Below are 26428 nucleotides of genomic sequence, written 5' to 3' on the forward strand. Positions count from 1 at the left end.
AGTTACTTTGCCACTTCAACGTAATGCCAATTTTCGCCAACATGTAACCTGACAGAATTCACTTTTTTGTCGCGCTCAACATTTATATGATTAACTTGCTTTGACCACAATTCTTGCAAGGTGGTCATTTTTAAATAAAACCCTTCCATGTCAGCCGTTATCGGTGTTTCTTGATAAACCCATAAATACTTACCTTGTAATTCCGTACCTACATAGGTCAAGGTTAATGGGTGTTGTTGTTGATCCTGCATCGAAAACGTTGAAATAGCATAGTAAGCAAAAGCTTCGCGGCTAACGGGATCGCTAATAATATCGGTATTTTTATCAATCACCTGTTGCGCCGCATGTTCAGCATCATGCAGATAAAACCGATGCTGAATTTCAAGCATTCCACTGTGCTGATTAAACACGATACTGGTATAAGCTTCTTTTTGCTGGTGGGCATTAGCCGCACCAGCGAAACATAATAAACCCACCAGACTGAGCCAAAATAATATTGAAATACGCATTATTTTTTCTTCACTTTAATGTCAGGGTCTTTTAACGCTTCTTTGTTATCGTGCATGATATCGCGATACTTATTCCCTTTACGCTCCTCTTCTTTAAAGGCTTCAATGCGCGATGGAATAATTTGTCTAGGATAATAGTTGTTTTCAATGTCTACATCGGCGGTTTCACCACGACGATCGACTACCGCAGACACCAATATCTTATCTTTGTCAGTCACAATCAGTTTGTTGACTTCAAACGGTGAACGACGCCAAATTTCAGCCGGAATCATCATGGACTCAGTATCACCATTTTCAAAAGTGAGATCGAGTAATATTGGCATCACCAAACCGCCAAGATTACTAAAGTTGAACACGTAATAATTTTTATCTTCTTTTAATGCTCGTGCCAGAGCTTGTTGCTCCCATGGATCGAGTTCCGCGTGCTTCTTGTTGTACTTATTACGTTGTTTATTGGTGACACTAAATTGATCATGCTGATCATGATAATCGGTATTGTCAGCATTTAATTCAACCCAAGTTTTTTGACCACTTTGCTGATTATGCTCAACAGACAATGGCATCGGTTTTTCTTGGTATGCCTGACGACGGCGTTCAAAATCAATATCAGGATTATTCGTGTCTAAACGTAATTTGTATATACGGTCGAGTGAAATATCCACATGATCTGTGGTGTAAAACCAGCCACGGAAAAACCAATCTAAGTCGACTCCTGAGGCTTCTTCCATGGTGCGGAAAAAGTCGCTTGGTGTTGGACGCTTATTCATCCAGCGGCGGCTGTATTCTTGAAAGGCAAAATCAAATAGCTCACGGCCTAAAACCACTTCGCGTAAAATGTTTAATGCCACCGCAGGCTTAATATAAGCATTTGGCCCAAGCTGTAATACACTGTCTGACTGGGTCATCACAGGCACTTGTACGTTAGACTTCATGTACTCAAGTACGTCACTAGGCTCACGTCCCCACGATAGGTTAGGGTCCCATTCGCGGGTTGCTATGCCGTCTAAAAAGCTGTTTAAGCCTTCGTCCATCCAGGTCCATTGGCGCTCGTCTGAGTTTACAATCATCGGGAAATAATTATGGCCCACTTCATGGATCACCACGCCGATTAAGAATTGTTTTTCAGACAAGGTATACGTGCGGCTTTCATCTTCATGCCAAATGGTGCGCGGACCATTAAAGCTAATCATCGGATATTCCATGCCGCCCACTGGGCCATTGACACTGTTGGCCGTAGGGTAGGGATAGTCAAAGGTAAAGCGTGAATAGACCTTTAATGTGTGGATTATGGATGCGGTTGAATAACGTTGCCACAGTTCGCCGCCTTCTTTAGGGTAGAAGGACATCGCCATTACTTGCGGATTACTACCACCTTGCTGATAGCCTTGCGCGTCCCAAATAAATTTTCGTGATGATGCCCAAGCAAAGTCGCGCACATTTTCGGCTTTAAAATGCCACGTTTTAGTACCTTTTTCTGTACTGGATTCATTGGCTAGCGCTTCGTCTGCCGAGACAATAAATACTGGTTTGTCGGCTGTTTTAGCCTTATCTAAACGCTGTAGTTGTTGAGATGAAAGCACTTTTTTGCTGTTTTGCAAAACGCCAGTGGCGGTGACGATATGGTCACTGGGTACTGTCATGCTGACATCGTAATTACCAAACTCTAAGGTAAACTCACCACTGCCTAAAAACTCTTTGTTGTGCCAAGCTTCGTAGTCGGAATAACTGGCAACACGAGGAAACCACTGCGCCAATAAGAATATGTCATTGCCGTCTTCACGCTCGTCATCAGGGAAATGCTCATAACCTGAACGCGCGCCTACAGCATCTTCTTCTAAAATATTGTACGCGTAGCTAATTTTTAATTTAGTGGTGTTTTTGGCTTTTAGTGGTTGCGGTAAATCAACCCGCATTTGCGCACCCACTATGGTGTATTTTAATGGCTTGTTACTTGTGTCTGTCACGCCATTGATGCGATAGCCCATTTCATTATCGGCTAAAAATTGTTGACGACGTAGGGTGTGTAAATCTATTTTAGCAAAGGCGTTATCACCATATGTATTACTGGCATTAACACTATCATCTACACCTGTAAAGGTAGCGCTTCGTTCAGCTATAGAGTCTGACTTAAAGCGATTTTGTTCTAGTTGCAACCACAAATATTTAAGCGTGTAAGGTGAGTTATTGTGATAAGTAATCACTTGTTCGCCACTTATACTGCGTTGTTGTTCATCAAGAGTGACCTTGATTTGATAATCCACTTGTTGTTGCCAATAATCTTTACCCGGCTCGCCAGCGGCATTACGGTAATCATTTGGGGTGGGCAGACTTTCTTCAAGTTGACGAAACTTGTCGTCGAAATGGCCTTTACTTTGCACTATTTCTGAAGCCAAACTTGAAAAGATAACTGAACTGGTTAATACCAATAACAGCAGTTGACGATACGCGCGCATAAACACTCCTTTGACAGCAGAAAACCGATGCCAATAAACCCAAAATGATGATTGTTATCTTTTTTAGAGCAGTGTAACTAACTTGCTAAGGTTATGCAGTGAGAAGAGTGTTACGAAGTTTTACACCTTGCTGTCAATTCCGTATGGCATAACAACAGCAAGCAAGATTAATTAAAGATGGGCAGAAATTTTTGCAGATTACTGTGGCTGGCTTTGTCAGAGGTTGCATCAGGTAATACTTTGTATTTCGAGATTATTTTTTGATATTCACCATTGGCTTTTAGCATGTTGATGCCATTAGTAAAAGTGATTGAACCGGCCTTGTTTTGCTGATTAAAACCAACATATAAGGGGACCTGTTTACCCATGGTGCCCGCATAGCGAAGTTGCTGACTTAAGTTTAATTGACTTGTGGTGTACTCAATGACATTTTTGTTGCCGACAATTACCGAATGGCGACCTTTTACTAGACGTATAATGTTCATTGCTAATGGATCGCGACCTGTAGCAAAATAAGTATTAGTATGAGCATTAAACCAAGCATCTAGTTCTACGCCATAACTATAACCGCTTACGACTGCAATTTGTTGAGATTGATTGAGGTCGGTAATTTTCCCGAATGTTTCATTACTACCAACAAGGGTATAAAAGTCGGTGCTTTTATAGCCCACAATCACATCAGCATTTATCAACTGATTTTCGGTAATGGTGTGGGGCGTCAATGCTAATACAGCATCAATGTTGTTTTTTTGTAGTTCAACTAGGGCGCGTTTATAAGGAATTGTTTGGAATTCAACTGATTGACCTTGAATTTCAAAGGCTCGACGAGTGAGCTCTACAACGTAGCCAGTTTGATTTTCGCAGATGTATGGACACCAAATATCTGAGGCGATACGGATAGGCGTAGCATGGGCTTGAATACTGAAAATAGACAGTAAAACCAACAGGTACTTTAGCAAGTATTTTGCTCCATGTTTTGAACGGGCGGGTATAGTAATTGTTTAAAATGTATAGGCAACCTTTTTAGGTTAAAAAATGCTCTACTTTAGGCTTTGCTAACAAACTGGTCAATATTGTGAATGAATATTGCGAAAAACCAACAGAACGTTAACGCTAGGATCTTACCTTTAACAATTAACCGAGATAATATTTTATGGCAACATTAAATAGACAATTTACCCATGTGGTTGTTGAGCAACCCGGTGAACCGAATGCTATGACCATGACACAATCAACCCTTGCGACACCAACCGCGGGTCAAGTGACGATTAAGGTCTATGCCGCAGGCGTTAATGGTCCAGATATTAAACAGCGTGCAGGGGCTTATCCACCGCCGGCAGACGCCAGTCCGATCCTTGGTTTAGAAGTAGCGGGTGAGATTGTTGATGTGGCAGATGATGTTACTCAATGGCAAGTTGGCGACAAAGTCTGCGCTTTAGTGCCAGGTGGCGGCTATGGCGAGTTAGTAAACACTTACGCAGCTCATTGCTTACCTATCCCTACAGGCTACAGTTATGTTCAAGCTGCCGCTCTTCCTGAAACCTTTTTTACTGTCTGGGGTAACTTATTTATTCGTGGCGGACTTAAAGAAGGTGAGACTGTCCTTATTCATGGGGGGTCTGGTGGCATTGGCACTACCGCTATTCAAATGGCGAGTCGTTTAGGTGCAACGGTATTAGCAACCTCTGGCACTGCAGAGAAATGCCAATACTGTCTTGACCAAGGTGCTATCGTAGCGATTAACTATAATGAGCAGCACTTTGTTGAACCAATCTTAGCCGCGACAAATGGCTTAGGTGTTAACGTCATTATGGATATCGCAGGTGGCGACTTTATTAATGAAAACCTCAAAGCCATTGCCACAGATGGACGCATGGTGTCGGTTTCTACGGCTCGAGGTCCCCAAGCCACTGTGGATATTTTCCGAATTATGGCCAAACGGGTTATTTGGACTGGTTCAACCCTACGACCACAAAGTGTGGACAGTAAAGCCCAAATTGCTTATGGCTTAGCGGAGTATGTTTGGCCATTACTCAATAGTGGTGAAATGAGTATCCCTGTTGATAGCGTATTTGCTTTTTCGCAGGTGGTTGAAGCACATAAGCGAATGGAGTCGGGACAACATAAAGGCAAGATTGTATTGGATCTGCAAGCCTAAATGATGAATGGTTGTTTCTATCTTGGTTAACACCCAGATGCTAATCGCGATATATTTTGATAAAAAACTTGAAGCTTGTTTTTTTTAAGCTAGAGTCTTGATGAGATAGTCTTGAAGATAACGTCTTGATGAGATAGTCGTTATCACACAGTCATTGGCTAAAGATGGTCAATGACTGTTGTTAGGACATTATTTTGTAAAACAAATGACACGGAATCGTTAAAAAGTGCTCACAACAGACATTTTTATGCATTTTCGCAAAATTTCATCATTTTAGGCATTGATTCTCAGAAATATTCTGTTTAAATACTCACAGAAATACAGAACAGATATCGTGGTGCGGTATGAAGCTATTATCTTCAATAATCCTGCATTATTTTTAGAATATGTGTTGATTTAAGGGCGTTAGCATATATGTATAACACTGCAAAAAAACAACTTTGGTTTGGTGAATTAAGAACATCGAAAGGCAACACTATTGTTGTTCATGATAACCAGCTACCAGATGCGTCACCAGGACGCATCTTCTTGTATAACACCATCCGTAATACGATAGTGGAGTATGTAGAAGACATCGTTAAAGTTAACTTACACGACTTGGATGATGAGCAAACAAAAGCAGCAAAAGCTGAGTATAGCGGTGCTTGGGAGGCTGCACGTGCTGAGTTTATGTTAAAGCACCAATCACGTATCGATTTGTCAAAAGTACCTGACACAGCGCCACCACGTAAGGCAAAACCCGTGCCAGAACCAGATGACATAGTTGACACAGATGATGATGACATTCCAGAATTAGATGATTCAGATGATGATGAAAGCTTTGATGATATGGGTGAGAATGAAGATGATTAATGGTGTTAATAATATGAACTCACCAACTTAATATTCACTGTACACACTTCATCTATTAACCTAGTTTGTCGAGCTTAATGTTAGTCGAGCTTAATTAATCGTCTATCAGTATTGATGTTAATGACATAAAGAATCATTCGGAATTCTTTATGTCGTTTATTCTTTATCGAAACTGTCGACGATAATCGCACCCATAGACGCGGGCATCGCGATTAAAATAATCCGCTTTAATGCTAAAATGGGATCGTCCCATAACGGTAATTTATTTAACGCCAATAGCACAACTCCCACCACTAATAATGTCAATATGTACGCCGCAATTACCCGTAATAAAAACGCTTGTTTACGCTTAACGATATTTGCCTGAAATACACTTTGGTAAGCAAATAAGGTAATAAACGCCAACGACAATAGCACTACAAGTACTAAGTTTACTGTCGGCAAACTGGCAGATAAACGCCATGCTTCTTCAGAAAACGCAATCGGCACCGACATGGCAAAAGCCCCGACGGCAATTTGACCAATATCTTCAGCATTAAAAGTGGTTTGTTCTGGCTTATTATTTAGCATCAAACTGGTATCGAGTTATGTGGTGATACAACTTACCAGGTGTTAGCCATACATCGCCGGGTAAATCCGGCTGATTAGGCGAGTCTGGTAACATTTGAGGTTCTATACATACAGCTTGATGGTCGTTTAATACTCGTTGCTTTTTGCCTATAGTGCCTTGTAAAAAGTTAGCGCCGTAAACTTGAACCCCAGGTTGATTGGTGTAAATCGTCATACTGCGACCACTTTGTTCACTGGCTAAACAACCAAACCTCTGTAAATCAGCCCCCGGATTATCGAGCACATAGCAATGGTCAAAACCTTTGGTGGCAGCTAATGCCGCGCGTGAAGTTTGTACCGACATAGGTGTGGGCACTTTCATGTCTAAATCACTGCCAGCAGTGGGTTGCATTGCGGTTGGTATGCCAACATCATTCATGCAGAGGTAGGTTTTTGCATCGACTTGTAAGGTATGTTTAGCATTGGTGTCACTACGATTACCGTCTAAATTAAAGTAGCTGTGTTGGGTTAAACTAATTGGGCAAGCTTTGTCTGTACTGGCGAGCATTTCAATATACAAATTGTTGCCCACTAAACGGTAGTCTAATTGCACGGTGCAATTACCTGGGAATCCCATGTCACCATCTGGACTTTTTAAGGTTAAGCGTACGCCGTCACTTAAGGTCCCTAGCTGCCATAATTTTCGATTAAAACCTTCTGTGCCACCATGTAAACAATTGGTCGCTTGGTTAACACTAAGTTGGTATTGCTCGCCATTATATTGCATTTTACCATTAGCAATTCGATTACTATAACGTCCGGCAATGGCACCTAAATGGGCTTTTTGGGCTAAATAATCTTCGGCGCTGTCGCAACCTAAGACAATGTTTTTGCGTTCACCATTACGATCTGGAGTCCATAACGAGCGAATAATTCCGCCTAAACTTAATACTTCAAGTGCGATGATGCCATTATCAATTCTAACCCGTTCAATCTCACCACCACGGGGATCTTGCCAAGGTTCCAACACACTAAAACGTACCATTTATGCCTCTCTAATCTGTAACGTATTAACCAATGCGGCCGGCACCGCCACTGGCTGCACACAAGTGAATAGCTGCTTCGATACCCGTTTGTTTAAAAAATTGATTTTCGACTAAATTGATCACTTTATCGGTGAGGTCATGGTTAACCAACGCCAACACACAACCATCACTCATGCGTACACCGCCTTGCTCACCGATAAGTGTCGAAATCATGGTGACTAAGATGTCTATTTCAGGCGTGATAATATCAAAGTCATCGCGCATAGATATTTGAGATTGCGCCATTAACTGGCTAAATCGAGGGATATTATTTTGTTGTAACGCTCGAGCTGTATTACTGGTGCGCTGATTTTCACTGATGATATGACGAGCACGGCGGAATTGTTCATCGCTGAGTAGTTCTTTATGTTGAGTTAATAAGCTTAATGACAAGTCACGTAACGAATCGAGTCCAAGCAACTTAGTGATTTGCCTGCATTCTTGTTTACGCTGTTCAAATTGTTGCATAAATCCGTGACGGTCTTGTTTCAAATCAATTACGATTAAGCTTAGTTCTTCTGGCAATAACACCGGTTCACTTTCTAACTCTAAAAAATCAATCAGTAAAGCATGATCAGGTACGGCCATAGCACTGATCATTTGGTCCATCATACCGCAATCTAATTGCATAAATTGGCTTTCGCCACGTTGAGCTAATTGGGCGATGGCCATAGGTGATAAGTTTAATTGACTGGCATAACTGATTGCTGTCCCAAAAGCGATTTCAAGCGCTGCTGATGAAGATAATCCTGCGCCGAGTGGCACGTCGCCAACAATAGCCAAGTCTAAGCCTTTTGCGCGTAAACCTGATTGGTTCATAGCCGCTGTCACACCTTTTAGGTAATTAACCCAATCATCATCTGCAGCGACTGCACCTTCTTCACCAAATTGCCATTGTTTGATTTGGCCAGGAAAAGCAGTGGTGACGGCACGAAATAAATGGTCATCGCGATGTTTAACGGCAATAACAGTATGAAAGTTAATTGCTGCGGGCAGTGCGAGACCTTCGTTATAGTCAGTATGTTCACCCATAATGTTCACTCGTCCGGGTGCTTGGTATAAGTCGTCAGCTTTAGTACCAAATGTTTGAACAAATAATTTAGTCGCGCGTTGAGCAGGGTTTGACATACTTCAAAAAATCCAAAAAAGGGTGACAAGAAAAGTCTTATTAATGAGTTATAGCATGACTTAACTGTGTCTGTAACTGAGATTTGTTTATCCGAAGTAAAATTGAAAATACTTTGTAGTAAACAAAAACGCCTAGAGTGTTATCTAGGCGTCTGTATATAACCATTAGTTTTATAATGGTGTTTGAGGTTGCTCAATATCTGATACATCAGATTCTGCCGTATTGGCAGAGACGAGTTCGGGGTTCAATTCTGGTGGCGAATCAAGTAACTCTTTAATGACATGATCAGCAAAACCAGCGCCTGCGGCTTCATATAGGTTGTATACAGTGTTCACGCCAGAATCTTTTAATGACTCGGCATCTTCTGAATATTGCACTATCGCACTGATTTTTCCTTCGTAATTAAGCTTTTTCAGTTGTTGCACCGCAAATAAATTACCGACGTGATTTGGCATCGCCAGCAACACTAATTCTAAATGTGGTGCTCGTTCAAGCTTTAACCAAAAGTCAGTATCGCCAGCGTCACCTTGTACGACATGACGGTCTTGGCTGCGGTGGAAATCAACTAACTCTTGTTTATGCTCAATTCCTAAAATTTCGCCAGTGTATTTTGAACGTAACTCATCATAGGCACCGGAGCCAATTCGCCCCATACCTAAAATTAAAAAGCGCGGATTACCAATAGGAATTTGCCTGTCTTCAGGGTGTAAAGGATGGCGCTCTAGCTTTTTTAGTTTGGCTTGGTAACGCAAATAAATCTTTGAGGCGCTTTTATTGAATGGTGCCGCAAATAAGAAACTAATGCTTAAGGCGACCGCGATAATGATTAGCCATTCTGGTGGTAACCAGCCTTTATGTGCAGCAACCGCCGCAACAATCAAACCAAACTCACTGTAGCTTCCTAAGTTAAATGAGGCGAGTAATGAAGTACGCGAACGAAGTTTAAAACGAGTCAATAGGTAAACAAACATCAAAATCTTAGCGGGTATTAGCACCACTAAAATAGCGGCTAAACCAATGTCAGCTAAAGTGGGCAGTCCGTTTAAGCCAATAGTTAAGAAAAAGGCGACTAAGAATAGCTCTTTAAAGTAATAAATTGACTTGGCCAGCTCAGACGATTTTGCATGCCCAGCCAATAAAATACCGATAATCAATGCACCTAAATCGGGTTTTAGCCCCACAGCTTCAAATAACCATGCCCCCACCACCAATGCCATGACTAAACCAAATAATACCAGCATTTCACCGTGACCAACGCGGTCGAATATCTTATAAATAAGTGGTCGGGCTAATGGTAGTAATAATAAGCCAAAGGCCCAAACGGAAGGAATATTACCTTTTGAAATAGTCAGGAACACCACCGCAAAGATATCTTGCATAATCAAGATACCAATCGCCACTCGGCCATAAAGTGACTGCATATCACCACTGTCTTCGAGGACTTTTACAGCAAATACGGTACTGGAAAAACTGAGTGCAAACGAAATTAACATCAGCTGGTTAAAGCTAAATCCGTCTAGCTGTTCGATACCTAAAAAGCCCAAAAGCTTAAGGATTGGTACAAAAAATAGAATCGAACCGATTAAGTGTAAACTTGAACCGGCCCATACTTCGGCTTTAAACAGACTTCTAAGGTCAAGTTTTAGGCCAATAGAAAACAACAGTAAGGTGACACCTAAGTCAGCAAGTTGCTGCAAAATAGGTAAGCTAGTGTCTTCAATGCCTAAGGTGAATAATACAAAACCAGCTGCAAGATAACCAATGAGTGGCGGTAAACCTACTCGGCTGACAAGCATTCCGCAAAGTAGGGTGATAATCAGGATAGCGGGTTCCATAAAGCGCCTTGAATGAGGGATATAAAATCATATTGTATAAGAAAAAAGTTAACTTTCGATGACTTTAATGCGTTAAATGCAAAAACAGCATCTTTAGTCGCTAAAGATGCTGTTTTACATAATGTTTATTGAGTGTTGTTTACATAGCGTTTTAGCCAATGAACCCGCTAAATATCGCTCGCTAACTTACTTTGCTAATAGCAAATCTAAATGAGCTGCAAAATCTTTTGGGCCCATAAAACCAGTTACTCGTAGGTCTTCACGTTGTTTACCGTTTTGATCAAACATCAATAACGTCGGTAAACCCAGTACGCCATAGTGTTCAAGTAAGGCAATATCAATGTCGTCACTGGCGGTGACATCGGCTTGCAATAACACCATTTGGTTCATACGCTTGGCGACTTCATCATTTTTAAAAGTAATGGCTTCAAACTCTTTACAGGCCACACACCAGTCGGCGTATAAATCTAGCATCACGGTTTTACCGCTAACACTGGCTTTATCCAATTCAAGATCTAAGTCTTGTAGCGACTTAATGCGGATAAAGTGATTGGCTTCGGTATTGGCTTTGCCATCTATACTCGTTTGAGTCATGTTTGGGTTTTGGTGACCAAAACTTGTCATTAATGCTTGGAAGCCATATGAGAAACTTGCCATCAACGCCAGTAATAACAATACCCCACGAGTACTTTGTTTCCAGTTAAATTCTGACAACCGGTTTTGATGCATTAAGTAAGCGATTAAGCTTATTGCCCATACAGACCAAAGTAAATCGGACACTAAACCTGGCCAAATACGACCAATCATCACAATCGATACAGAAATCAACAAGAAGCCGAAGATGGTTTTAATAATATCCATCCAAGCCCCAGCTCGCGGTAATATCTTACCACCCGAAGTACCAATAATTAATAACGGTAAGCCCATGCCCATGCTTAATACATACAGGGCTAAAAAGCCTTGCAGTAAGTCACCAGACTGCGCCACGTAAATAAGCACGCCAGATAACGGTGCCGTGGTACAAGGTGAGGCCACTAAGCCCGAAATCACTCCCATCATAAACACGCCAATAAGGTTGCCACCTTTTTGGTTGTTCGACATCGAGTTCATTTTTTCTTGCCATTTTGATGGCAATTTCAAGTCATACATGCCGAACATCGACAAACTCAGCAGTACAAACATAACGGCCAAAAATATTAAAATGGCTGGGTGTTGTAAGGCCGCTTGAAACTTAAGTCCGGCAGAGGCAACTACTAATCCTAATAAGGAATAAGTAATTGCCATTCCTTGTACATAAGCCATTGATAGCGTGAAAGCTTTAGCAGTAGACAGCTTTTTGCCTTGGCCAACAATAATACCCGACAAAATAGGGTACATCGGAAACACACAAGGCGTTAATGCTAAGCCAATACCTAAACCAAAGAAAATCACTAAGGTCCATAATAGGCTATCGTTTTGTAGCATTTGGTTTAAGGTGTCTTGTTGAGTAATTGGAGCGGTTGCGGTATCTGTTGCTTCAGCTTGATCCGCAGCGCCAATCACTTCTTTATTGGTTAACGTGCCATCATTTGCAGCAATGGCGGTTAAAGTGACATCGTGTTTGGTGGGCGGATAACACAAGGTACCTTCCGCACAACCCATAAAGGTAACGTGAAACACGGCATCGGCTTGCGCTTCTTTAAAAGCAATCGGGATTTCTACAAACGAGTAAAATACCTCTTGGTCGCCAAAATACTCATCATGATGGTTTTTACCATGAGGTAATTCAATATCACCTATTACCGCACCATCAACAGAAAACTGCAATTTGTCGCGATATAGATAATAACCTTCGGCGATGACAAAATTGATTTTGAGCTGATTACCTTGTTGTTGATAATCAAACACAAAAGCATCGTTAACCTTCATTAACTCCGGTTCGCTGCTTAAAAAGCTGAATTTACTGCTCGACGAATTAGCACTGTGTGCCACTGGTGAGAGTATGATTGATGACATCAGTAAAAATGATGTCAGGCAAAGTGCGACGATTTTTTTCATGATGGTGAGTTGTCTTTTATCCATTGTAAATAAGGGCCAAAACCACCGATAATCGGAGTGGCAATGAATTCTGGTACTTCATAAGGATGCATTTGGATCACGAGTTGTTCAATGGCATGATAATCACTCGTCATACATTTTATTTGCATTGGTACTTCATACGACTGACAGATGTTATTGTCCCATCGATAAACTGATTCAACGACTTGGCCAATTTGCACACAAGCCGCTAATTTCGCCTCAACCAATGCAGCTGCAATGCGTGACGCTGTTTCTGCATCTGGGCAGGTGGTTAAAATGAGCAGCTGTTCAGGTTTATACATAAGTTGTCTTAAAGTTTACTTAAGTTAACGGTGTTAGAGTGAGCACAGTACGATGTTTTACGAATATTTTCATTAAACGGGGGCGATATTCGTGACGCGTCTTGAAAAGAGACCCGTTAACCCCCATTAAAGTTTCATCGGCAACAGTTATTTTATCGGTCGCCACTCTGTTATCTTAGTAAGTCGTCACTCTATCAAAAAGCGATCCTTAGAGGCCAATATGTTTTTTATTTTATTGTTAATATTTGTTTTAGTTCCCGTCATTGAGCTCAATGTACTGATAGAAGTTGCGGGTTCAATTGGCTCATGGGCAACTGTGGGCTTGGTACTTTTTACAGCCGTTGTTGGTGTGTCACTGGTGCGCAGCCAAGGATTAAGTACCTTAATGTCGGTGCAAGAGAAGTTAGCCCGTGGTGAAGCACCCGGACAAGAAATTGTTGAAGGCATGATGTTAGCAGCCGCAGGAGTATTATTACTTATTCCAGGTTTTGTTACTGACTTTATCGGTTTAGTGTTATTAACGCCGTTTACCCGAGCGCCCATTGCTGCATTTTTATATAAACGTATGCAACTTCGCGTTATCGCAAATGGTGGTTTTCCTCCAGGATTTGGCGCTGGCGGTGGGCAGAGTCCATTCGGACAATCAGGCCCATTTGCAGGTAAAGGCCCATTTGATCAACAGGGAAATACGTTCGACGGTGATTTTGAGAGTAAAGATGAACAACCGCGCAGCCATCAAATCGAGTATGACAATGCCGATGCCGATCGCGATATTGACAAGGATGACGACATTATTGATGTTGAACCGACCCAGCCTAAAGATGACAACAAACCATCGTAGTAACCTGAAGGCAATTCGATTTCGGAGCTAATGCCGCTATTAGGCTATTAGTCTATAGAGAACACAAAACAGCCGACTGATGCTGATGCACTACTTGATCACTACAATTCGGCTGTTTTTGATTCTGATTGGAGTTGAAGCTGCTTGTCTTGTTGAGCTCCGAGCCAAATTGCACTAATAATGCTGAGTCCCCAATTGGCTAAAAATATCCAAGTGAGTGTTGCCATGCTTGAGCTGCCAGTGTCGAGTGCGACATTAGAGACTGCCGCATAAATAGAGCCTAAATCATTGCCAATATTACCTGCCAAAATTTGCTCTGCAATCACTTGGGCGCGGCTAATAATTTGATTCATTAATACTAAAATACACACCACACTGACACTGATAAATCCCCAGCCGAGTAATTTTTTACCTAACCAGAGTTGACCACTGCCAGGGCAAATAATGCCAGAAAGCATGGCGGCATAAATGGATTTTTTCATCGTAAAGTCACTGTACTTGCCATTAAGGTGCTGCTATTAATCCCCCGACACTGCTTAAAAAGCAAGTGTGACGGGCATTATTAACACAGTTTAATATTCGCGGAGATGATGAGTCATGGAGTCTTTTTCATCGGCTTGTTGGTTAGGTTCATCAGTATCAGTCGCTTTGGGGTAAGGCACGGCATGATTCATGTTTTGTGGTTCGCTAATCTTGGTCGCTAAATAGTAACAAGCAATTCCCATTAAGGTATTGGTGATAGGCAATGCAAGTAAAATACCTTTTACACCGCCCACATAAGAACCCAGCAGCGCCAGCGGTAACATTAATAATAGTAAGCGACACAAGTTAATCACCAGAGAACTCAGCGGTCTGTGGTAAGCATTTAAGCTCGTCGCAAAAATAATTAAAATACCCAGCGGCCCATATGCGGCAGGCAACACCATAATATAAAAACTCAGCCACTCAATAACCAGCGGATCGTGAGTAAACCATCCGGCAATTATATCAGCGGAAAAATACAGTGGAATAAACAATAATGTTTGAAATACAAACGCAAATCGCAACGACATTAATAAGGCTTTTTTCGCTCGGTCATGTTGGCCAGCACCTAAGTTTTGCGCAATAAACGGCATTAAACTCGACGACAAGGCCATCACCACAATCAGTAACACTGACTCAAGGCGAATACCCGCACCAAAGGCGGCCACACCGCTATTATCAATACGGGCTAACATCGCCATAATAATGCCGTTAGCAATAGGGTTAATCACATTCATTAATGCTGCTGGGCGGGCGATATGGGATAACACTTTAAAATGCAAAATCAATCGACCAAAATCAAACTCAGCAAACTTCACCAATTTACGTTTAACTACAATCAAGTGACCCGCTAATGACATTGCCACCACCCAAGAGAGTGTTGTTGCAATGGCAGCGCCTTGGATTTCTAAACGTGGAAAAGGGCCAATGCCGAAGATAAGTAATGGGTCGAGGATCAAGTTTACAATGGCGGCTAGCATCATAATTTTAGCCGGGGAATGAGTGTCTCCCGTGGCACGTAATGCCTGATTACCCACCATTAATAATACCAATGCAGGGGCACCTAAATACCAGTACCACATGTAATCATTAATTAATGGCAAACTGGCACTGTTAGCGCCCAGTAAACTAAAAGTAGGTTCAATGAAGACACAACCGAGTATGGATAAGCCCCAAATAATCACCAAGGTTATCCATAAGGTGTCATATAAAAACACTCTTGATTCCGGCGCATGCCCAGAACCAATTAAGCGACCAAGATTGGTCGACACGCCTGCACCAATACCAATACCTATACTGGTAATCACTAAGGTGACAGGGAAAGTAAAGCTCACCGCAGCCAGAGCTTCAGTGCCTAACTTACTGATAAAAAAGATGTCTACCAGACTGCCACCAAGAATGGTCATAATGCCAATCAAGTTAGGCAACGTCATGTTTAGCAGCACACGACCAATAGGGGCGGTGAGCAACCCATGTCTGTCTTTCATCTATTCTCGGTTTAAGTATTTCAAAGGAATAGAATTCTATCAGGATTAGTGCGCCATTAATAAATCAGACTTAAAAAAAGTGGAGTTTTTTTTAAAATTCCCCTTGGATCTGTGATCAATCACCCCCATATCTCATGCACAAGGGAAAAGCCCTTTTATGTTAGTTAATAGCCTCGTTTTTTGGGCATCAAATCATTAGGAGAGTTCATAGATGAATATTCGTCCATTACATGACCGCGTTATCGTTAAACGTTTAGAAGTTGAATCTAAATCAGCAGGCGGTATCGTGCTTACAGGCAGCGCAGCTGAAAAATCAACTCGCGGTGAGATCCTTGCTGTAGGCAACGGTCGTATTTCAGAAAATGGCACAGTTACACCACTTGACGTTAAAGTGGGCGACGTGGTGATCTTCAACGAAGGTTACGGCGTGAAGAAAGAAAAAATTGACGGTGAAGAAGTCTTAATCCTGTCAGAAGCTGACCTGATGGCAGTAGTAGGCTAAGCCTCACACATCAACTCGACTTTCCAATTAATCATTAAATTTAAAGGAACATCAAAAATGGCAGCTAAAGAAGTCTTATTTGGTAATGACGCACGCGTAAAAATGCTTGCAGGCGTTAATATCCTAGCCAACGCAGTTAAAGTAACCTTAGGCCCTAAAGGTCGTAACGTTGTTTTAGATAAAAGCTTTGGTTCACCAATGATCACCAAAGATGGTGTGTCAGTGGCGAAAGAAATCGAACTAACAGACAAGTTCGAAAACATGGGCGCACAAATGGTGAAAGAAGTTGCTTCTAAAGCCAATGATGCAGCCGGTGACGGTACCACTACTGCAACAGTATTAGCTCAGTCTATTGTTGTTGAAGGCCTAAAAGCCGTTGCAGCGGGTATGAACCCAATGGATCTTAAGCGCGGTATCGACAAAGCGGTTATTGCAGCCGTTGCTGAACTTAAATTGCTTTCTCAAGAATGTTCAGACTCTAAAGCCATTGCTCAAGTTGGTACTATCTCTGCAAACTCTGATGAGTCTATCGGCGAAATCATTGCTACAGCAATGCAAAAAGTCGGTAAAGAAGGCGTTATCACAGTTGAAGAAGGCCAAGCGCTTGAAAACGAATTAGACGTTGTTGAAGGTATGCAGTTTGACCGTGGCTACCTATCACCATACTTCATCAACAAGCCAGAAACTGGCAGCATTGAATTAGACAGCCCGTTCATTTTATTAGTAGACAAAAAAGTCTCTAATATTCGTGAATTGCTACCAATCCTTGAAGGTCTAGCTAAAACAGGTAAGCCATTGCTTATCGTTGCAGAAGACGTTGAAGGCGAAGCATTAGCAACATTAGTTGTAAACAACATGCGTGGCATCGTTAAAGTGGCTGCTGTTAAGGCTCCTGGCTTTGGTGACCGTCGTAAAGCAATGCTTCAAGACGTTGCTATTTTAACTGGCGGTACTGTTATCGCTGAAGAAATCGGCCTAGAGCTTGAAAAAGCGACGCTAGAAGATTTAGGTACTGCTAAGCGCGTTATCATCACTAAAGATAACACCACCATCATTGATGGTAGCGGCGACCAAGCGCAGATTTCAGCACGTGTTTCGCAAATCAAACAACAAGTTGAAGAATCAACTTCAGACTACGACAAAGAAAAACTTCAAGAGCGTATGGCTAAGTTAGCTGGCGGTGTTGCAGTGATTAAAGTTGGCGCAGCAACAGAAGTTGAAATGAAAGAGAAAAAAGCGCGCGTAGAAGATGCATTACATGCAACTCGCGCAGCAGTTGAAGAAGGTGTGGTCGCCGGTGGTGGTGTAGCCCTTGTTCGCGTAGCAAGCAAAATTAAAAACGTTGAAGTGATTAACGAAGACCAAAAACACGGTGTGGTTATTGCCCTACGTGCTATGGAAGCGCCTTTACGTCAAATCGCAACTAACGCTGGTCAAGAAGCTTCAGTTGTCGCTAACACTGTTAAAAACGGTGAAGGTAACTTCGGTTACAACGCTGGCAACGACACTTACGGTGACATGTTAGAAATGGGTATCCTAGACCCAACTAAAGTAACTCGTAGCGCGCTACAGTTCGCGGCATCTATTGCAGGCTTAATGATTACTACAGAAGCTATGATTGCTGAAGTACCTCAAGACGCTTCTGCTCCAGATATGGGCGGAATGGGTGGTATGGGCGGTATGGGCGGCATGATGTAATCTAGCTTGTCTAAATCGGTGATAACTGCGTTGCTTCACCACTCGTTTATGAAAAACTAAACGTCGTGGTAAAGCGCCTTGTTCTAACCCGATTTATCCTGCGCTATATTGCTTGTCGTTCTAAAGCCTAGAAGCTTAGAGCTGAATTTATTGTAAAAGAAAAGAGAAAGCCTCGATACCTAACGGTATCGGGGCTTTTTAGTTGTAGAGCTTCAGAATTAGTTTACTCTGAAGCCATTAATTAATCGACGCTTACCAAAGAACCTCACTTACAGTAATAATCACTCTATCAAGCTGATGGCGATACCGTCAGCAAAACCACAATATACCTAACGTACTTGCAATCCTTAAGTTGAAGCGTATAATTTAAGCACAAAAGAAAATAGGCAGTTAGATATGGAAAGTAACTTCAAAGATATTAAAGCTGTTAAAAGCCAACGCCAAGCTCGTTATGCGAGTAAGGTGAATTCTGGATCATATTCGCTTTCTAGTCGTATTTCTTTGGTTGGGTCGCGAAAAGCCAAAGTTAAGTTAGTTGTACCTATTTTCTAAGTAAACACAGATTTAAATGTTTTTTTCGATATAATAAGCCTCTTTTATAGAGGTTTTTTTGTGTCTTATGAAAAAATATTTACTACCTTTAGAGCAATTAGAAGCTCTCAACGCCGAGTTGCTAAGTATTGCAGATTCACTCGCTAATCCGGTTATTATTGTGGGTGGGCAGAGCGTATCGTACTGGTATTCATATTACCAAGAAAGTATTCCGCATTTTGACATGATCCCGCTTGCAAGCGTGGATATTGATTATATCGCACAAAAAGACGATATAAGTAAGATTGTAAAAGCATGGAATGTCGATGTGCAAATGGCCGGCATAGATGTTGGTCCACCCTCTATCGCTATTGCATATCTTAAAGATAAAGATACCCAACAGATCAAATCGATTGAGGGATGTAATTTTATTGATGTAGATGAAATGGAGCTTGGTTTTGATGAGCCAAATTTAGTTGATTTTATAGATGCCCCTGCTGGTTTTAATATTCAAGACGTGAAAGATGTTCAAAAACGAAAATTTCTCACATCTCTCTTTCAATTTTCAACAGCTTTCGATATTCAACCAAACGAAAAAATATTAATTTTAAATCCGATAGGTTGTTTTAAAAGCAGAGTAGGTAATTTGTTTCATAGCCCTAAGCAACAGGGTATAGAATTAATACGAATCGAAAGTCTTAAATATCCTCTAGTTTACTTTTTTCAAGACTTAGCAGCAGAGGAACCATTTCGAAAAGTAAGAAAACATATCACCGTTTTACACAAGTTATTACTAACAGAAGATTCAATACGATTGTTCACAGAATACGATGTTGATTATAGATCTGTTTTTGCTAATATTGTTCTGAAGACGCCAGGCGGCAGTGAAAAGTATTATGAATTTGATGGTCCCAATCTTATTCGTTCATTAAATAAGAAGTATGAGCAAAGGAAAAAAGTGAAGAAAGCTTTCTTGAATAGGAATCGTTAGGTTAATCATTTCTAAGATTTAGTTAGGTAAGAATTAACTTTTTATCCTTTAAATAATCTGCTTTTCAAACCCACAATCCACACAATTCAATGTGTAGGTTTCTTTGCGCTTAGTGACTTTGGTATTTTTACTCTGGCATTGTGGGCATGGTTGTTTCATCGATGTATTTTTGCTGCATTGGTTACAGTTGATGTAGTAACCGAATTTGCCATGCATCGGTGTATATAGTGTTGATTCACCGCAATATTTACAGCTTAGTATGGGGTGTTGGTCTGGTGCTAATGCGGCTACCGGTGCAAGTATTGTGGCATTAGATTGAGCTAGATGATTAGTCGGCGCTAACGCTGATTTAAGCTCTGGTCTTTTTGGTATCGGCTGGATTTGTTTTAGTTGTGCCGGTGCACCGTCAACTTGCTGAATATTTGAATCGATATGTTGGCTAATAAGAAATTGGCCAATTGAATCGAGTTCTTGCTGACTAAAGTCTGGTCGAGTGTCGGTGACGCTGACCAAACGGATCAGTTTGTGTTTAAGCTTCATGATATTTTTGAGTTCATCGACCAAAAATTCGGTTTTATACAGTTTGTCCGAAATCTCTTTGGGCATGGTTTTCCGGTCGATGACAGCATTACTGGATACTGCACATAAATAGTGCCAACAACGTCCATTGAAGCCTTGTTGTTTTATACCCAGTAACTTGCTTAATATTTCACTCTTATGATGCATGAGCATTTCTTTCAACAAGGCTTGTTGCAGCTCAACTTGCTTAATGGGCGAAGACATACCTGACCATTGGCTGTTATAGCTGCGTGTCCATTCGCCTTGGTTGTTTACTTTAACGTGACCTTTTATGCTTTTTGATTCAATTAGCACGAAGCCATAGGTATACACGATCAAGTGATCGATTTGAGCCGTTTCATCGTTAAAGCTGAATTTGAAGTCGTTGATAACCAGAACTTCGGGATGATCTTTAAATGCGCGACGTAAGAAGAAGGCCACATCCTGTTCTTGTTTTTGACCCGCAATCGTTTGCGGTGTTTTGGTCATTTGCAGTGTTTTAGTTTTAAGAATCATTTACCAACAGCATCCATTCATAACTTGATAATAATCAATCTCATAATATCTATGATGCTGATAAAAAAGCCAGTGTTATTTTTAAAAGCAGGGTGCAATTTTACACCTTTACTTGTGACAATATGGTAAATCACAATAAAGTGTAGGTTGTTACACTTTTCTGTTGAGATATAAAGCATTCATAGCTAAAGTGTAGCAAAATGCACTTTGGACTGACGTTATGACATCTCCACTCAATCAACAATCCTTGGGTTTACTCATTAAAGAAACCAGAAACAACGCGGCATTGACTCAAGATGTGGCGGCGATGCTGTGTGGCGTGACCAAAAAGACGTTAATCCGTGCCGAAAAAGGTAATGATGTTTATATCTCGACAGTGTTCAAAATTCTTTATGGTCTGGGGATTCGTATTAATGTAGAGCAGAATAATGACGCTGATCCTAAAGTGTGGTACTAATCAATGGTAAACAAAAAGCCTTGATGCTGTATCAGGGCTTTTTATTTGTAAGTAGTGGGGTCAGTGTAAACTTTCTGTCTGGGAATTCAGTGATTTCACAAATAGTTTATAATGCTACTATTTTGCTCTACTTCCAAACATCAGGATTTTGATATTTTTTATTAACTGGTTGCTCTATATCGCCATGTTCTAGTTTGTGTAATTCATTAGAATAGGCTTCCTCAATTTTAGTCAACTCTTCTTCTGTACATGGCATTAGTGAGCAACCACAGTAGCGACACTTTTTAGCCTCTACTTTTATGCCTTCAGCACATTCAGGACAAATACGGCATTTTTGTACTGTAGATTTTGCTAAATGTAGGTCGTTCTTCTTTTTATTGTTAAAAACAGCCTTCATAGCGAAATAAATAACAGCAAATAATATTATCCAAAAAAACATCTTAATAACTCCTAAAAAACTTAATATCAGCAGGGACTAGTTCAACTTTATTACCTGCTTATTTAACCTCTATATCAACTGATACTCGTAATCATAAGTGGCATAAGTGGGGCCAGAATAAACTTTCCCCCACTATTCATCTATGTCGTCAGCACAACTCAATCAGTTATTACTTGCGGGTAATTTTATCCAGATATCCCATGGCGAAGGCCGATAATACAAACGTGATATGGATGAGTAGATACCACATGATTTTGTCATTTGAGACATTTTCGGCATTCATAAATATCTTAAGTAGGTGAATGGATGAAATCGCGACAATTGACGCTGCTACCTTGTTTTTTAGCGAGCCTGAATCCATCTTGCCCAGCCAGTTGAGTTTTTCACTATTTTCACCCACATCAAGCTGTGATACAAAGTTTTCATAACCTGAAAACATCACCATGATAAGCAAGCCACCGACTAAAGTAATGTCGATGAGTGATAGTGTGATCAGTACTAAATCTACTTCACCTATCGTGAAGATATTAGGTAGCACATGAAAAATCTCCTGGAAAAACTTCACGGCTAAGGCGAATAAGATTAGGCTTAATCCTAAATAAATAGGCGCCATGATCCAGCGCGATGCATACATCAATCGTTCAAACACTTTTTCCATAAAAAATTTAACCCTTCAGATAAAATACGTTATAAATCAATTGATCTACTTATTTTAATATAATAACAAAATGAACTTTAACTGCACTAAGATACTGTGGCAAGCTTGATGATGTGCCATCTGTATACTTTGTATGATGTATAGTGGTCAGAATAACTAAATTGCTATTAAAATAATATGTTGTCTATTTGTCTCGGCAATTTTTAATCTAGGCCTCAGGTTGGTTGACTACACTGTGTTGCTTGGTTATGTAATTAAACATTTAAAAGGAAGACCTATCATCATGGATAAACATAAATCAAACGCGCCTCGTAAAATGCCTTGGATTACGATAAGTGTCATTGCAGCCATAGTGTTGTTGTTTGGACTGCTGCTAACTATGATGCCCAAGGGGTTTCAAGCGACCCACGAACAAATCGGTACGGGTAAACCTGCGGTGGTATTTGTTTATGATCCTAACTTTGTTTCGAGTATCAGTCAGACTGAGCAGATGAATGAAGCTCGAGATCATCTTGGCGATAATGTGTTTTTTCTGCTTGCACGTGTAGCGACTCCTGAGGGAGATGCGTTCATTGCTAAACATCGTGCTGGTGCTGCAGAGCTATTATTGTTTGACTCAGCGGGAACCCTAATTAAAAGACAGCCTGCGGTGATAGATGCGAATGAGCTTATGCGATGGGTACGTTAGTCATTTTAGCGTGATTGCTATCAGTGATTAGGTGAGCGATTCAGTGATTTAGTAAGTGAGAACCCACTTTTATTGGGTCGACATCGGTGATAATTGCGTTGTTTTGCCCCTCATTTAAGAAAGCCCCGATACTTAATAGTATCGGGGCTTTTTAATACCTGCAGCAGAAAATAGTGTATGAAGTTACACTTCATGGTTGGTTTGAGGCTTATTCCCGCAAAAAGTGTATGTTGCTACACTTCTACATAGTGGTTTATACGACAGAACATGCGGAGGCAGAATAAATTATTTTCTAATTTGTTTAAGTCCTTATTAGTTGCTAGCGATTTCTCATTCCGGAATCGTGCGTTTTGATATATGATGCGCCACCCTAAATTTGCCTAAGCCTTAGATTCAACTTTATGTCTACTAATGCCCTTTATACCGACTTGTCCGGTTATTACGATTTAATGTGTCGCGATATTAACTACCAACAACAAAGCAATAGCGTAGCGCGCTTACACCAGTTTTTGGGAAACAATGGTAAACAACATTTAGATTTAGCTTGTGGAACTGGGCCACATGTTAGGCATTTTATCGATTTAGGTTTTCAAAGCAGTGGGCTCGATATTAATCAGCCTATGCTTGATATTGCTATGCGTCGTTGTCCTGAGGCGCAGTTTAGTTTACAAAATATGACTGAGTTTTATGTTGAAGAAAAACTCGATTTGATTACCTGCTTTTTGTACTCCATTCACTACTCTGCGGGAACCGAGGCACTTAAAGCTTGTATTGCCAGTGTGCATAACGCATTAAATTCTGGCGGATTGTTTTGTTTTAACTCTGTTGATAAACATAAAATCAATAACAAGGCGTTGGTGAAACACAGTGCCGAATTTGATGGTAGTCAGTTTGTGTTTGAATCGGGTTGGCATTACAGCGGTGAAGGTGACATGCAATCGCTCAATTTAAGCATTGGTAAAACCCAGTTTGATGCAACGCAGTTATGGCAAGATTCTCATGCGATGGTTGCCACTAGCTTTACTGAACTTAACGCATTGTTAAGTCCGTATTTCGATATTCATATATTTGAGCACGATTACGACAAAATCATCCCGTGGGATCTGGATTCTGGCAATGCATTGTTTGTGTGTGTGAAACGCGAGATTGAGTGATTAGGTTTTTGCGATTAGCCGCAGAATAGGGCAGAGTAAACTCATTTGAATAGCCATCATTATTAACAATGGCTGTTGATGGGTTTTACTCTTCAGTAGCAGTAAACTCTGCTTCAATCTTTTCTAATTCTTGCTGGTTTTTAAGCTCAAGTCGTTCTTGGGCTTTAACCTTTACTTGTTCTTCAAGTTCTATTTTTCTTTCTTTAAAGCTGTGTTTTTCTGTCTTGGTCAGAAACTTAAACGCTTTATCATTGGCCAGTGCGTATGCAACGACATCTTCGCCTTTTACTCTACGCTCATCAACACGCTGTGAAAAACGTTCGTTATCTCGAGCTTTACGCTCTTCGGCATTTAACTTACTCATTGTTGTATCCTCATTAGTTAATCACGGTAGGGTTCACTACGCTCAGTCAAACAAATGAGTGTTAATGCACATTTATAAAGCTGATCGGCGCATTTTAGCATAAGTTGGCTTGTTAGCCTGTAATACATGGCGTCGGAGTAAACTTTATCTTCTGTTGGCAAGTTATAGAGCCGGTTGTGCTTCCCGCTACTTGTTACGATTAATCATTAAAGCTGTTTAATGCCATAGCTATATTATGAGTGGCTTGTTTGGCGCGCGCGCTGAGTTTTGTGATTGAAATAAAGCCATGCATGCAATCATTATAATGCTGGTGTTGTGTGTTGATGCCTGCCGCTTTTAGGCGCTGCGCATATGCAATGCCATCATCCCTTAATGGATCGTAACCTAGGGTTAGTATGTAGCTTTTTGGCGATTCGCTAATGTCTTTTGCTAGTAGTGGACTCACTAATGGCAGAGTGACTTGGTCGAGAGAATGTAAATAATGCAGCCTGAAATAATCCATTAAATCGCGGGTGAGTATTAACTGCTTATTGAAACGGCGATAAGACTCGGTTAAGCCTTGTAAATCTACCATTGGGTAGATTAAAAACTGAAATGCAGGTTTTACTTTTACCTGTACTGGCAGTGATGTTTGCAGTGAATGTAAACCGAGAATACACGCTAGATATCCACCTGCGCTGTCACCTCCTACGCCTATGTGTTGTGGATTAATATTAAGTTGTTGATGATTGGTATTGATATAGTTCCACGCTTCGATGGCATCACAAATCGGGATTGGAAATTTATGTTCGGGGGCCAGTCGGTAATCTACGGAGATAATGTTCATGTTGCTATGTTTAGCCAGATAGCGGCAAAAGCGATCATGGGTGTTAATGCTGCCAATAACGCCGCCGCCACCATGAAAGTACACTAAGGTTTTTTGCGGTTTGTTGGCGCTAGGATGGTAGATGCGAAGCTTTATTGTCGTATAGCTGCTGCTATCGCTGGTGTTTTGAGTGCTCATATTCGACGTGCCAGTGCCCACTGGAACCGTTAAATTAATCACCTTATCCATTTCAATTTTAGTCAGCCCAAGCATTCGGTCCATGGCTAGAAATACATATCTGAATAATGTTACAGGCAACTGGTATAACGGCGCTAATGACAACAACTTGGCGGCCAGTAATTGTTTAGCTTCAAGCTTAGGCGCTTGTAGCTGTTCGCCTTGTAGTTGTTCATCTTGTGCTGCTGGCTTGTTGGTGTTGTCCATTATCTATGGCCTTTTTAGTATCTTATTAGAACCACATGCTTTATCGACTTAAAAACTTCATCGCTAGGCGATTAATATAAGCCGGTGACACATTGCTTAGGCGATGCAATAACCCATAGACCATACTGACCGTTCTATGGGTTTTAGGGTGTTTTACTTGCTTATCAATTACTGTCACCACGTGCTCAGCGGTGATATTAACGCCGAGTCGTTGCATGACGTTAGCGGTGTTTTTCTGTGACTTAAGCATATTGGTTGCCACAAAGGGAGGCATAACATCACATACTTTTATGCCATACTTTTTCCACTCTAGTTCCAGTGCTTCGGTCAGTGCTTTTACGGCAAATTTACTGGCGGAATAGCTGGCCAATTCTGGTACACCGTAATCGCTGCTGGCTGAAGACATATTGATAATAGTACTGGTGTCATTATTTTTTAAATATGGCCATGCAGCATGACATAGATTCATCACACCGATGACATTGACACTTAACGTGCGCTGATGATGCTCGATAGAAATTTCTTCAAAGGGACCTATTTTCAATATGCCGGCATTATTAACTAATACTGCCAAGCAACCATTATGTTCAGCACAAAATTTAGCCATAGCGTGTTGTACTTGTGAAAAATCACTGACATCTAGCTGAAACAACCGTACTCGAGTTCTATCCCATATTTCGGTGGCTTGTGTTAATTGCGCCAAATTGATGTCGGCCATGCCGACCCAGTAACCCTTTTTATGAAAGTGTTTTGCAGTCGCTAAGCCAATGCCGGAAGCTGCGCCGGTAATAAATATAGTGTTTTTATTCATCATAAACCTGGTTATTTCTAGTATGAGTTAAT

Annotated in this window: 27 protein-coding genes; 10 read left to right on the forward strand and 17 right to left on the reverse strand. The window is 41.0% G+C overall.

What is annotated here, in order from left to right:
- Positions 1 to 2: 2 nt before the first annotated feature.
- The 3 genes from FCN25_RS11530 to FCN25_RS11540 all read right to left on the reverse strand — a co-directional run bounded on the left by FCN25_RS11530 (position 3) and on the right by FCN25_RS11540 (position 3921).
- Entirely contained in the window at positions 3 to 509 is a 507-nt protein-coding gene (locus FCN25_RS11530; protein WP_137224900.1) for a DUF6702 family protein, read from the reverse strand.
- Positions 509 to 2962 carry a M1 family metallopeptidase gene (locus FCN25_RS11535; RefSeq protein ID WP_137224902.1) on the reverse strand — a complete coding sequence of 818 codons (2454 nt, stop codon included), beginning with the start codon at positions 2960 to 2962 and terminating at the stop codon, positions 509 to 511. The genes FCN25_RS11530 and FCN25_RS11535 overlap by 1 nt, the downstream gene beginning before the upstream one ends.
- 167 nt (positions 2963 to 3129) lie before the next feature.
- The gene (locus FCN25_RS11540) at positions 3130 to 3921 is read right to left on the reverse strand and encodes an ABC transporter substrate-binding protein (protein ID WP_167496058.1); all 792 of its coding nucleotides are present in this window, start codon (positions 3919 to 3921) and stop codon (positions 3130 to 3132) included.
- Positions 3922 to 4115: 194 nt separating this feature from the next.
- Here FCN25_RS11540 and FCN25_RS11545 point away from each other — a divergent pair, with 194 nt between their 5' ends.
- Both FCN25_RS11545 and FCN25_RS11550 read left to right on the forward strand, forming a co-directional pair.
- Positions 4116 to 5120, forward strand: a complete 1005-nt coding sequence (locus tag FCN25_RS11545; protein WP_137224906.1) for an NAD(P)H-quinone oxidoreductase — start codon at positions 4116 to 4118, stop codon at positions 5118 to 5120.
- A gap of 414 nt (positions 5121 to 5534) precedes the next feature.
- Positions 5535 to 5972, forward strand: coding sequence for a hypothetical protein (locus FCN25_RS11550; protein WP_137224908.1), 438 nt, complete (start codon positions 5535 to 5537; stop codon positions 5970 to 5972).
- A 156-nt stretch (positions 5973 to 6128) separates the two neighbouring features.
- Here the strand turns inward: FCN25_RS11550 and FCN25_RS11555 are convergent, their stop codons facing one another.
- The 6 genes from FCN25_RS11555 to cutA form a co-directional block, all read right to left on the reverse strand.
- A complete protein-coding gene (locus FCN25_RS11555; RefSeq protein WP_137224910.1) occupies positions 6129 to 6542 on the reverse strand; it encodes a DUF2391 family protein in 414 nt (137 codons plus the stop codon).
- Complete coding sequence (locus FCN25_RS11560) at positions 6532 to 7566, reverse strand: aldose epimerase family protein (RefSeq protein WP_137224912.1); 1035 nt, start codon at positions 7564 to 7566, stop codon at positions 6532 to 6534. The genes FCN25_RS11555 and FCN25_RS11560 overlap by 11 nt, the downstream gene beginning before the upstream one ends.
- A 25-nt stretch (positions 7567 to 7591) precedes the next feature.
- Positions 7592 to 8734 carry a galactokinase gene (gene galK, locus FCN25_RS11565; RefSeq protein WP_137224914.1) on the reverse strand — a complete coding sequence of 381 codons (1143 nt, stop codon included), beginning with the start codon at positions 8732 to 8734 and terminating at the stop codon, positions 7592 to 7594.
- Between the two features lie 171 nt (positions 8735 to 8905).
- Entirely contained in the window at positions 8906 to 10570 is a 1665-nt protein-coding gene (locus tag FCN25_RS11570; protein WP_240778398.1) for a cation:proton antiporter family protein, read from the reverse strand.
- A 186-nt stretch (positions 10571 to 10756) separates the two neighbouring features.
- Positions 10757 to 12607 (reverse strand): protein-disulfide reductase DsbD, encoded by a 1851-nt coding sequence (locus tag FCN25_RS11575; RefSeq protein ID WP_137224916.1) that lies wholly within the window; start codon positions 12605 to 12607, stop codon positions 10757 to 10759.
- The gene (gene cutA / locus FCN25_RS11580; protein WP_137224918.1) at positions 12604 to 12930 is read right to left on the reverse strand and encodes a divalent-cation tolerance protein CutA; all 327 of its coding nucleotides are present in this window, start codon (positions 12928 to 12930) and stop codon (positions 12604 to 12606) included. The genes FCN25_RS11575 and cutA overlap by 4 nt, the downstream gene beginning before the upstream one ends.
- Positions 12931 to 13150: 220 nt before the next feature.
- Between cutA and FCN25_RS11585 the strand changes: the two genes are divergently transcribed.
- Positions 13151 to 13771 (forward strand): FxsA family protein, encoded by a 621-nt coding sequence (locus FCN25_RS11585; RefSeq protein WP_137224920.1) that lies wholly within the window; start codon positions 13151 to 13153, stop codon positions 13769 to 13771.
- Between the two features lie 101 nt (positions 13772 to 13872).
- Here FCN25_RS11585 and FCN25_RS11590 read toward each other — a convergent pair whose 3' ends face one another.
- The gene (locus FCN25_RS11590) at positions 13873 to 14253 is read right to left on the reverse strand and encodes a hypothetical protein (RefSeq protein WP_137224922.1); all 381 of its coding nucleotides are present in this window, start codon (positions 14251 to 14253) and stop codon (positions 13873 to 13875) included.
- Between the two features lie 90 nt (positions 14254 to 14343).
- Complete coding sequence (locus tag FCN25_RS11595) at positions 14344 to 15780, reverse strand: MATE family efflux transporter (protein WP_240778396.1); 1437 nt, start codon at positions 15778 to 15780, stop codon at positions 14344 to 14346.
- A gap of 211 nt (positions 15781 to 15991) precedes the next feature.
- Between FCN25_RS11595 and FCN25_RS11600 the strand changes: the two genes are divergently transcribed.
- The 4 genes from FCN25_RS11600 to FCN25_RS11610 all read left to right on the forward strand — a co-directional run bounded on the left by FCN25_RS11600 (position 15992) and on the right by FCN25_RS11610 (position 19502).
- Positions 15992 to 16282 (forward strand): co-chaperone GroES, encoded by a 291-nt coding sequence (locus tag FCN25_RS11600; RefSeq protein WP_124015245.1) that lies wholly within the window; start codon positions 15992 to 15994, stop codon positions 16280 to 16282.
- A 57-nt stretch (positions 16283 to 16339) separates the two neighbouring features.
- On the forward strand, positions 16340 to 17980 hold the full coding sequence (gene groL / locus FCN25_RS11605; RefSeq protein WP_137224924.1) for a chaperonin GroEL: 1641 nt from the start codon (positions 16340 to 16342) through the stop codon (positions 17978 to 17980).
- A 396-nt stretch (positions 17981 to 18376) separates the two neighbouring features.
- A complete protein-coding gene (locus FCN25_RS20920) occupies positions 18377 to 18532 on the forward strand; it encodes a hypothetical protein (RefSeq protein ID WP_167496057.1) in 156 nt (51 codons plus the stop codon).
- A gap of 67 nt (positions 18533 to 18599) precedes the next feature.
- Positions 18600 to 19502 (forward strand): hypothetical protein, encoded by a 903-nt coding sequence (locus tag FCN25_RS11610; protein ID WP_137224926.1) that lies wholly within the window; start codon positions 18600 to 18602, stop codon positions 19500 to 19502.
- Positions 19503 to 19550: 48 nt separating this feature from the next.
- Here FCN25_RS11610 and FCN25_RS11615 read toward each other — a convergent pair whose 3' ends face one another.
- Positions 19551 to 20576 carry a nuclease-related domain-containing protein gene (locus tag FCN25_RS11615; protein ID WP_137224928.1) on the reverse strand — a complete coding sequence of 342 codons (1026 nt, stop codon included), beginning with the start codon at positions 20574 to 20576 and terminating at the stop codon, positions 19551 to 19553.
- A gap of 220 nt (positions 20577 to 20796) precedes the next feature.
- Between FCN25_RS11615 and FCN25_RS11620 the strand changes: the two genes are divergently transcribed.
- Complete coding sequence (locus FCN25_RS11620; RefSeq protein ID WP_137224930.1) at positions 20797 to 21033, forward strand: helix-turn-helix domain-containing protein; 237 nt, start codon at positions 20797 to 20799, stop codon at positions 21031 to 21033.
- A 127-nt stretch (positions 21034 to 21160) separates the two neighbouring features.
- On the opposite strand, the gene FCN25_RS11625 is transcribed toward FCN25_RS11620, so the two are convergent.
- Positions 21161 to 21472: a hypothetical protein gene (locus tag FCN25_RS11625; RefSeq protein ID WP_137224932.1), complete on the reverse strand. Its 312-nt coding sequence runs from the start codon at positions 21470 to 21472 to the stop codon at positions 21161 to 21163.
- A gap of 169 nt (positions 21473 to 21641) precedes the next feature.
- Positions 21642 to 22130, reverse strand: coding sequence for a TIGR00645 family protein (locus tag FCN25_RS11630; RefSeq protein WP_137224934.1), 489 nt, complete (start codon positions 22128 to 22130; stop codon positions 21642 to 21644).
- 283 nt (positions 22131 to 22413) lie between these two features.
- On the opposite strand from FCN25_RS11630, the gene FCN25_RS11635 reads away from it, so the two are divergent.
- Positions 22414 to 22818, forward strand: a complete 405-nt coding sequence (locus FCN25_RS11635) for a hypothetical protein (RefSeq protein ID WP_137224936.1) — start codon at positions 22414 to 22416, stop codon at positions 22816 to 22818.
- A 401-nt stretch (positions 22819 to 23219) separates the two neighbouring features.
- Complete coding sequence (locus FCN25_RS11640) at positions 23220 to 23972, forward strand: class I SAM-dependent methyltransferase (protein ID WP_137224938.1); 753 nt, start codon at positions 23220 to 23222, stop codon at positions 23970 to 23972.
- Positions 23973 to 24057: 85 nt separating this feature from the next.
- Here the strand turns inward: FCN25_RS11640 and FCN25_RS11645 are convergent, their stop codons facing one another.
- From FCN25_RS11645 to FCN25_RS11655, 3 genes are all read right to left on the reverse strand, one after another.
- Positions 24058 to 24336: a DNA polymerase III subunit epsilon gene (locus tag FCN25_RS11645; RefSeq protein ID WP_137224940.1), complete on the reverse strand. Its 279-nt coding sequence runs from the start codon at positions 24334 to 24336 to the stop codon at positions 24058 to 24060.
- Positions 24337 to 24535: 199 nt separating this feature from the next.
- Positions 24536 to 25585, reverse strand: coding sequence for an alpha/beta hydrolase (locus tag FCN25_RS11650; RefSeq protein WP_137224942.1), 1050 nt, complete (start codon positions 25583 to 25585; stop codon positions 24536 to 24538).
- A gap of 40 nt (positions 25586 to 25625) precedes the next feature.
- Positions 25626 to 26399: an SDR family oxidoreductase gene (locus FCN25_RS11655; protein ID WP_254693633.1), complete on the reverse strand. Its 774-nt coding sequence runs from the start codon at positions 26397 to 26399 to the stop codon at positions 25626 to 25628.
- Positions 26400 to 26428: the final 29 nt, after the last annotated feature.

The organism is Shewanella sp. MEBiC00475 (assembly GCF_005234075.1).
GTDB classification, from domain to species: domain Bacteria; phylum Pseudomonadota; class Gammaproteobacteria; order Enterobacterales; family Shewanellaceae; genus Shewanella; species Shewanella polaris.

What these genes read in the sequence shown, in the direction of transcription:
- FCN25_RS11530 (WP_137224900.1), bottom strand. Translation starts at nt 509, where the DNA reads ATGCGTATTTCAATATTATTTTGGCTCAGTCTGGTGGGTTTATTATGT.
- FCN25_RS11535 (WP_137224902.1), bottom strand. Translation starts at nt 2,962, where the DNA reads ATGCGCGCGTATCGTCAACTGCTGTTATTGGTATTAACCAGTTCAGTT.
- FCN25_RS11545 (WP_137224906.1), top strand. Translation starts at nt 4,116, where the DNA reads ATGGCAACATTAAATAGACAATTTACCCATGTGGTTGTTGAGCAACCC.
- FCN25_RS11550 (WP_137224908.1), top strand. Translation starts at nt 5,535, where the DNA reads ATGTATAACACTGCAAAAAAACAACTTTGGTTTGGTGAATTAAGAACA.
- FCN25_RS11555 (WP_137224910.1), bottom strand. Translation starts at nt 6,542, where the DNA reads ATGCTAAATAATAAGCCAGAACAAACCACTTTTAATGCTGAAGATATT.
- FCN25_RS11560 (WP_137224912.1), bottom strand. Translation starts at nt 7,566, where the DNA reads ATGGTACGTTTTAGTGTGTTGGAACCTTGGCAAGATCCCCGTGGTGGT.
- galK (WP_137224914.1), bottom strand. Translation starts at nt 8,734, where the DNA reads ATGTCAAACCCTGCTCAACGCGCGACTAAATTATTTGTTCAAACATTT.
- FCN25_RS11570 (WP_240778398.1), bottom strand. Translation starts at nt 10,570, where the DNA reads ATGGAACCCGCTATCCTGATTATCACCCTACTTTGCGGAATGCTTGTC.
- FCN25_RS11575 (WP_137224916.1), bottom strand. Translation starts at nt 12,607, where the DNA reads ATGAAAAAAATCGTCGCACTTTGCCTGACATCATTTTTACTGATGTCA.
- cutA (WP_137224918.1), bottom strand. Translation starts at nt 12,930, where the DNA reads ATGTATAAACCTGAACAGCTGCTCATTTTAACCACCTGCCCAGATGCA.
- FCN25_RS11585 (WP_137224920.1), top strand. Translation starts at nt 13,151, where the DNA reads ATGTTTTTTATTTTATTGTTAATATTTGTTTTAGTTCCCGTCATTGAG.
- FCN25_RS11590 (WP_137224922.1), bottom strand. Translation starts at nt 14,253, where the DNA reads ATGAAAAAATCCATTTATGCCGCCATGCTTTCTGGCATTATTTGCCCT.
- FCN25_RS11595 (WP_240778396.1), bottom strand. Translation starts at nt 15,780, where the DNA reads ATGAAAGACAGACATGGGTTGCTCACCGCCCCTATTGGTCGTGTGCTG.
- FCN25_RS11600 (WP_124015245.1), top strand. Translation starts at nt 15,992, where the DNA reads ATGAATATTCGTCCATTACATGACCGCGTTATCGTTAAACGTTTAGAA.
- groL (WP_137224924.1), top strand. Translation starts at nt 16,340, where the DNA reads ATGGCAGCTAAAGAAGTCTTATTTGGTAATGACGCACGCGTAAAAATG.
- FCN25_RS20920 (WP_167496057.1), top strand. Translation starts at nt 18,377, where the DNA reads ATGGAAAGTAACTTCAAAGATATTAAAGCTGTTAAAAGCCAACGCCAA.
- FCN25_RS11610 (WP_137224926.1), top strand. Translation starts at nt 18,600, where the DNA reads ATGAAAAAATATTTACTACCTTTAGAGCAATTAGAAGCTCTCAACGCC.
- FCN25_RS11615 (WP_137224928.1), bottom strand. Translation starts at nt 20,576, where the DNA reads ATGATTCTTAAAACTAAAACACTGCAAATGACCAAAACACCGCAAACG.
- FCN25_RS11620 (WP_137224930.1), top strand. Translation starts at nt 20,797, where the DNA reads ATGACATCTCCACTCAATCAACAATCCTTGGGTTTACTCATTAAAGAA.
- FCN25_RS11625 (WP_137224932.1), bottom strand. Translation starts at nt 21,472, where the DNA reads ATGTTTTTTTGGATAATATTATTTGCTGTTATTTATTTCGCTATGAAG.
- FCN25_RS11630 (WP_137224934.1), bottom strand. Translation starts at nt 22,130, where the DNA reads ATGGAAAAAGTGTTTGAACGATTGATGTATGCATCGCGCTGGATCATG.
- FCN25_RS11635 (WP_137224936.1), top strand. Translation starts at nt 22,414, where the DNA reads ATGGATAAACATAAATCAAACGCGCCTCGTAAAATGCCTTGGATTACG.
- FCN25_RS11640 (WP_137224938.1), top strand. Translation starts at nt 23,220, where the DNA reads ATGTCTACTAATGCCCTTTATACCGACTTGTCCGGTTATTACGATTTA.
- FCN25_RS11645 (WP_137224940.1), bottom strand. Translation starts at nt 24,336, where the DNA reads ATGAGTAAGTTAAATGCCGAAGAGCGTAAAGCTCGAGATAACGAACGT.
- FCN25_RS11650 (WP_137224942.1), bottom strand. Translation starts at nt 25,585, where the DNA reads ATGGACAACACCAACAAGCCAGCAGCACAAGATGAACAACTACAAGGC.
- FCN25_RS11655 (WP_254693633.1), bottom strand. Translation starts at nt 26,399, where the DNA reads ATGATGAATAAAAACACTATATTTATTACCGGCGCAGCTTCCGGCATT.